Origin of the sequence: Myxococcus vastator, assembly GCF_010894475.1 — a bacterium.
Taxonomy (GTDB): domain Bacteria; phylum Myxococcota; class Myxococcia; order Myxococcales; family Myxococcaceae; genus Myxococcus; species Myxococcus vastator.
This window is the reverse complement of record NZ_JAAIYB010000519.1, coordinates 1-5,567: the sequence shown is the minus strand read 5'-3', so window position 1 is coordinate 5,567 and position 5,567 is coordinate 1. Positions and strand designations below refer to the sequence as shown.

The 5,567-nt window shown below is 69.8% G+C and carries 4 protein-coding genes; 1 reads left to right on the top strand and 3 read right to left on the bottom strand.

Translation table 11 applies throughout. The features are described from left to right. Positions 1–115 precede the first annotated feature (115 nt). Complete coding sequence (gene add, locus G4D87_RS32880; RefSeq protein WP_163786639.1) at positions 116–1,276, bottom strand: adenosine deaminase; 1,161 nt, start codon at positions 1,274–1,276, stop codon at positions 116–118. 35 nt (positions 1,277–1,311) lie between these two features. Here add and G4D87_RS32875 point away from each other — a divergent pair, with 35 nt between their 5' ends. After that, the gene (locus G4D87_RS32875) at positions 1,312–2,403 is read left to right on the top strand and encodes an outer membrane protein assembly factor BamB family protein (protein WP_163786638.1); all 1,092 of its coding nucleotides are present in this window, start codon (positions 1,312–1,314) and stop codon (positions 2,401–2,403) included. Positions 2,404–2,419: 16 nt separating this feature from the next. On the opposite strand, the gene G4D87_RS32870 is transcribed toward G4D87_RS32875, so the two are convergent. Beyond that, positions 2,420–2,884: a hypothetical protein gene (locus tag G4D87_RS32870; RefSeq protein ID WP_163786637.1), complete on the bottom strand. Its 465-nt coding sequence runs from the start codon at positions 2,882–2,884 to the stop codon at positions 2,420–2,422. A 225-nt stretch (positions 2,885–3,109) separates the two neighbouring features. Then, positions 3,110–5,458, bottom strand: a complete 2,349-nt coding sequence (locus G4D87_RS32865; RefSeq protein WP_163786636.1) for an ATP-dependent helicase — start codon at positions 5,456–5,458, stop codon at positions 3,110–3,112. Positions 5,459–5,567 lie beyond the last annotated feature (109 nt).

Below are 5,567 nucleotides of genomic sequence, written 5' to 3'. Positions count from 1 at the left end.
CACCAGCACCACCTTGCCACCCAGCTCCAGGTCCACGTGCCACCTCCTCACGGCCAGCGCCGGCCCCGCGAGGCGACTGCACCTCGCAGGGGCCAGGACGCGGGACGTCACGTCATCAAGCAGGCTGCTTCATCGGGTGCCGCTTCTGGTCGAAGGCCGCCAGCGTCTGGGCGATCTCCTCGTTCACCGCCCGCAGCATGTCCTGCTTCTCCCGGAACGGGAGGAAGGCGCTCTTGAAGCCGGAGACGAGGATGGTGGCCAGGTCCTCCAGCGACAGGCCCAGCTCGGAGTGCGCCGTCCACAGCTCCTTGGTCACCGTGGTGTCGGTGATGAGGCGGTTGTCCGTGTTGATGGTCACCCGCAGGCCGTAGTCGAAGTAGAACTTCAGCGGGTGCGCCGCCAGGCTCGTCACGGCGCCCGTCTGCACGTTGGAGGTGGGGCACACCTCGAGCGGAATCCGGTGGTCGTTGACGTAGTTGAGCAGGTCCCCGTCCTCGCGCAGGCGCGTGCCGTGGCCGATGCGGTGCGCGCCCAGGTTGTGGATGGCCTGGGAGATGGACTCGGGGCCGTAGGCCTCGCCCGCGTGCGCGGTGCAGTTGACGTTGTTCTTGAGGATGAGCTGGAAGGCGTCCCGGTGGTCCTTCGCCGGGAAGCTCGCCTCCGCGCCGGCCAGGTCGAAGCCGATGACGCCGCGGTTCTTGTAGGCCACCGCCAGCTCCGCCAGCCGCATGGACGTCTGCGGGTTGATGTGGCGGATGCCGCAGACGATGACGCCGCACTTGATGCCCGTCTCCCGCTTCGCGGCGCGCAGGCCCTCCAGCACCGAGTCGATGACCGTGGTCATCTTCAGGCCCTTCTGCAGGTGCAGCGCGGGCGAGTAGCGGACCTCCAGCCAGCGCACGTTCTCCGCGGCGGCGTCCACGGCCAGCTCGTAGGCGGCGCGGTAGAGGGCGTCGGCCGTCTGGAGCACGGAGAGCGTCACGTCGAAGGCGACGAGGTACTCCTCCAGGCTCTCGCACACCTCGCCCATGTGGATGGCCTTGGCCAGCCCGTCCTCGGTGTCGGCGAGCAGCTTGATTTTCTGCTGCTCGGCCAGCTCCAGGATGGTCTTCAGGCGCATGGACCCATCCAGGTGGCAGTGGAGGTCCGTCTTGGGCAGCGCGCGCAGCAGCTCTTCCGTCACCGCCAGGGTGGGCGGCGGCACGAAGTCCGTCCGCCGGGCGGACGAGGGAATGCCGGTGGCGCTGGGAATCTCGTCATCACGAATGGTAGGCATGGTCCAAGTTCCTTCCTTGCGCCATCCTCCAAACCATGTCGTCTCGCGCCTGTCCATGCACGCCCTTGCTGCCCGCCCTGGCGCTGACACTGGTGGCCGTCATGGGGTGCCGGGAGCCCGCGACGAGCGCCTTCCGCTATTCCACGGACGCCTCGTCCCGCGCCGGCCTGGTGGCCCTGAAGGGCGGCGTCCTCACCGCCAATGAGGCGGGCACCGTCGTCCGCCTGGAGCGGAGCGGCCGAGTCGCCTGGCGGGCCGCCCTGGACAGGGAGGTGGCCACACGCCCCGCGTTGCTGGGAGACAGCGTCATCGCCGGGACGGTGGGCGGAGACCTGGTCCGGCTGGCCCTCGCGGATGGCGCGGTGCAGTGGCGCCTCACCGGAGAGCCGCCCGTCCTTACCGCACCCGTGGCGGACGCGGAGGGGAAATTCGTCTTCCTCGTCGCGCCGGATGGCGCCGTCCGCTCCCTCTTCACGGACACGGGGAAGACGGACTGGGAGCGCCCCCCACCCGGAAAGCCCGAGCCAACGGCCGCGCCTCGCGGCTTTCCCGTGCCGGTGCTCCAGGACGGCGTGCTGGTGGTGGCGCTCGGGGACGCCGGGCTGATGGCCCTGGCCACCCAGGATGGGGCGAAGCGCTGGCAGCGGGACGTCCGGGACGTGCTGGGGATGACGTTGTGGCGGGACACGCTCTACGTGAGCACCCGCCAGGGCCACGTCCTGGCGCTGCGGCTCGGGGACGGCACCTCCCTGTGGGAGCAGGCCCCCTCGAAGGCCCTGAGCAGTGCCCCCTCGATTGCGCTGGGAACGGTGTGGGTCGGCACGGCTGGGGAAGCCTCCGCGCTCGTCGGCCTGTCCCCTTCGGACGGCAAGGAGGTGACGCGCATCATGCTGCCCGACCCGCTCGTCTCGGAGGTGACGCCGGTGAGCGAGCACCTGCTGCTGGTGCCCACCAGCGGGCGTCAGGGACGGCTCATCGCGTTGAACACGGCGACTTGGGCGCAGGCCTTCTCGGTCCGCGCGGATACGCCGCTGCGCACCCGCCCCGTGGTGCTGGGCGACCAGGTCATCGTCCTGGGCCTGGATGGCCGCGTGCTGTCGTGGCGGCTGCGCAAGATTGAGCCTTGAGCCACGGCCGCGGCCCTCACCACGTCCGCAGCGTCGACAGCGAGCGCTCCACGCGGGCGGACAGCGCGCCGTAGTCACGCTCGGGCGCGGAGAAGGTGACCAGCACGAAGCCGTCCTTCTTGGGCACGAAGTACACCAGCGTGCGCGCGCCACCCGTCTGTGAGAATTCGTAGCGCGCCACGGGCCCCGCGGGGAGCGTGCCCTCCGTGTCCTTGAGCAGCTTTCCGGGCACCTTCAACCCCGCCGCCCCCAGCACGGCCTCCGGGCCCGCCTCCAAGGCGGGCGCCGCGCCGCGCACCGAGCGCAGTTCCAAGCCCCCGTCAAAGCGGGCCAGCGCCGGGGGCCCGGCCTCCACCGAGCGCAGGCCCATGCCCGAGGGCGGCTCGTACTGCACACCAAGGTCCTGCGAGGAGAAGCTTCGCGAACAGCCGAAGCCACACCACACCAGCAGGAGGCACCAGGTCAGCGGGGCGAGTCTCACGCGCTGGACTCTGCCACTCGCACGTTCGCCCTGTCAGGCGCGCGGGCTTTGTTTCGTCGCTCCCACCACACCCGGCCGGACAGGCCCCACACGCCCTTCAGGACTTCGCTGGTTCGAATCCAGCCCCCTCCGCCATGTGGAGGGGTAGCCAAGTGGTCGAAGGCATCAGCCTCCAAGCTGACAAGTCTCCAGACGAACCGGCTTGTCCACTCGGGTGACCCCTTCTCAGCCCGGTATCAGGAAACGGGCGATGATGCGTTTGAGGCCTACGCCTCCGCCGAACTCCACCGTCACCTTCGCGTTGGGGCCGTTGCCGTCCGCGGACACCACGCGGCCCACGCCGAACTGCTCGTGGCGCACGCGCATGCCGCGCACGTCCCCGCTCACGCCGTCCATGTCCGACGCCTGCGAGTACGAGCGGTCGATGCGTGGGCCGTCGTCCTCGTCCCAGGTCCGCTTGCGCGGTGTCGAGGGCACCATGGGCTTGGGGGCCTCGGGGACCTCCTGCTCGCTGATGCCGAACAGCGCCGGAGGCACGTCCCGCAGGAAGCGGCTGGGCGCGTTGTAGCGCAGCTCACCGAACAGCGAGCGGCACTGCGCCAGGCTCACGAAGAGCCGCTTTCGCGCACGCGTGAAACCCACGTAGCAGAGGCGCCGCTCCTCGGCCATCTCCTCCGAGGACTCCCCCTCCGCCGAGGCGACCTCGTTCAGGAACGTGGACTCCGACTTCACCGCGCGCGAGTGCGGGAAGACGTTCTCCTCCATGCCCGTGAGGAAGACGGCGTCGAACTCCAGGCCCTTGGCCGCGTGCAGCGTCATCAGCGCCACCCGGCCATCGCCCACCTCCGCGTCCGCCTCGCCCACCAGCGAAATCTGCTCCAGGAAGGCCTGCAGCGCTGGCACGTCCGCCGTCAGCGGGGCCGCGTCCACCTCGGGAGGGACTTCGCTGGGAGGATTCGCCGCGGCCGCCACCGCCGCGGCGGCCCGGTTCAGGTCGAACTCCTGCGCCGCGCCCAGGAACTCGCGGAGGTTCTCCGCGCGCGTCTGCGACTCGTCGCTGCCCTCGGCCTGAAGCGTCTCCACCAGCTTCGTCTCGCGCAGCATCTGGTCCACCGCGCCCGCCGCCTCCTCGTTCGTCTGGGCGAAGGCCGTCAGGGACTCCAGCAGGTTGCGGAAGCCCTTGAGCCGCTTCACCGCGGCGCTATTGAGCGCGGGAATCAGCTCCGGCTGGGACAAGGCCTCGTAGAGGCTCACGCCGCGCGTGTTGGCGAAGTCCGTCACCCGCTCCACCGTGGTGTCGCCAATGCCACGCGCCGGAATGTTGATGATGCGCAGCAGGTCCGCGTCCGAGCGCGGGTTCACCATCAGCCGCAGGTACGCGGAGGCATCCCGCACTTCCGCCCGGTCATAGAAGCTGCGCCCGCTCACCAGGGTGTACGGGACGCGCGCCAGGCGCAGCGCCTCTTCCAGCACGCGGCTCTGCGCGTTGGCGCGGTAGAACACCGCCATGCTGGAGAGCTTGATGAAGCCCTCCCGCTGGAGCGCCAGAATCTGCCGCGCCACCTCCTGCCCCTCGGCCCGCTCGTCGCGGTTGAGCATCAGGTTGAGCGTCTGGCCCCGCTGGCGCTCGGACCAGAGCTTCTTCTCCATGCGCCGCGTGTTCTTCCGGATGACCTCGTGCGCCGCGTCCAGGATGTTCTGGTCGGAGCGGTAGTTCTGCTCCAGCTTCACCACCCTCGCGCCGGGGTACTGGCGCGGGAAGCCGAGGATGTTGTCCACGTCCGCGCCGCGCCACCGGTAGATGGACTGGTCATCGTCACCCACCACCACCAGGTTGGCGGAAGGGGGCGGCGCCAGTTGCTTCAGCAGCGCGTACTGCACCGGGTTGGTGTCCTGGAACTCATCCACCAGCACGTGGTGGAAGCGGCGCCGGTAGTTCTCCAGCACGTCCGGCCGGGTGCGGAACAGCGTCACCAGCAGGAGCAGCAGGTCTCCGAAGTCCACCGCGTTGGCCGCGCGCAGCCGGTCCTGGTAGGCCGCGTACACCTTGCGCACCAGTTGGCCCCGCTCGTCGCCGGGCGCGACCTGCATGTGCTCCGGCAGCCGGGCCGCGTTCTTCTCCTGGTCGATGCGGTGGAGGATTTCGCGCGGCTGCAGGGACTCGATGCCCGCCTCGCGCATCGCCCGCTTCACCACGTTGAGCTGGTCCGAATCGTCGTAGATGACGAAGGAGCGCGTGAGCCCCACGTGCTCCGCCTCGCGGCGGAGGATCTGCGCCGCCGCCGAGTGGAAGGTGCTCACCACCAGCTCGTTCGCCTGGGCCCCCAGCAGTTGCACCAGGCGCTCGCGCATCTCTCGCGCCGCCTTGTTGGTGAAGGTGACGGCCAGGATGCGCCACGGGTAGACGTCGTGGACCTTCACCAGATACGCCACGCGCCGGGTGATGACGCGCGTCTTGCCGCTGCCCGCGCCTGACAGGACGAGCAGGGGGCCGTCACCATGCAACACGGCCTCGCGCTGAGGCGCATTGAGGTCTTCGAGGAGGGCGGATTCGTGTGGGTTCGCGGGAGACATTCGGGAGGCAGCCCATGCTTCTAACGTCTTTCCTCCACCAATGGGCACCCTTCCGCGGTCCCCGCCCCGCCGCCCGGCCCCCCAAGCATGCGGCGGGCTTATATGATGG

Excerpts from the sequence above, each read along its gene's own strand:
- add (WP_163786639.1), bottom strand. The coding sequence starts at position 1,276 with ATGCCTACCATTCGTGATGACGAGATTCCCAGCGCCACCGGCATTCCC.
- G4D87_RS32875 (WP_163786638.1), top strand. The coding sequence starts at position 1,312 with ATGTCGTCTCGCGCCTGTCCATGCACGCCCTTGCTGCCCGCCCTGGCG.
- G4D87_RS32865 (WP_163786636.1), bottom strand. The coding sequence starts at position 5,458 with ATGTCTCCCGCGAACCCACACGAATCCGCCCTCCTCGAAGACCTCAAT.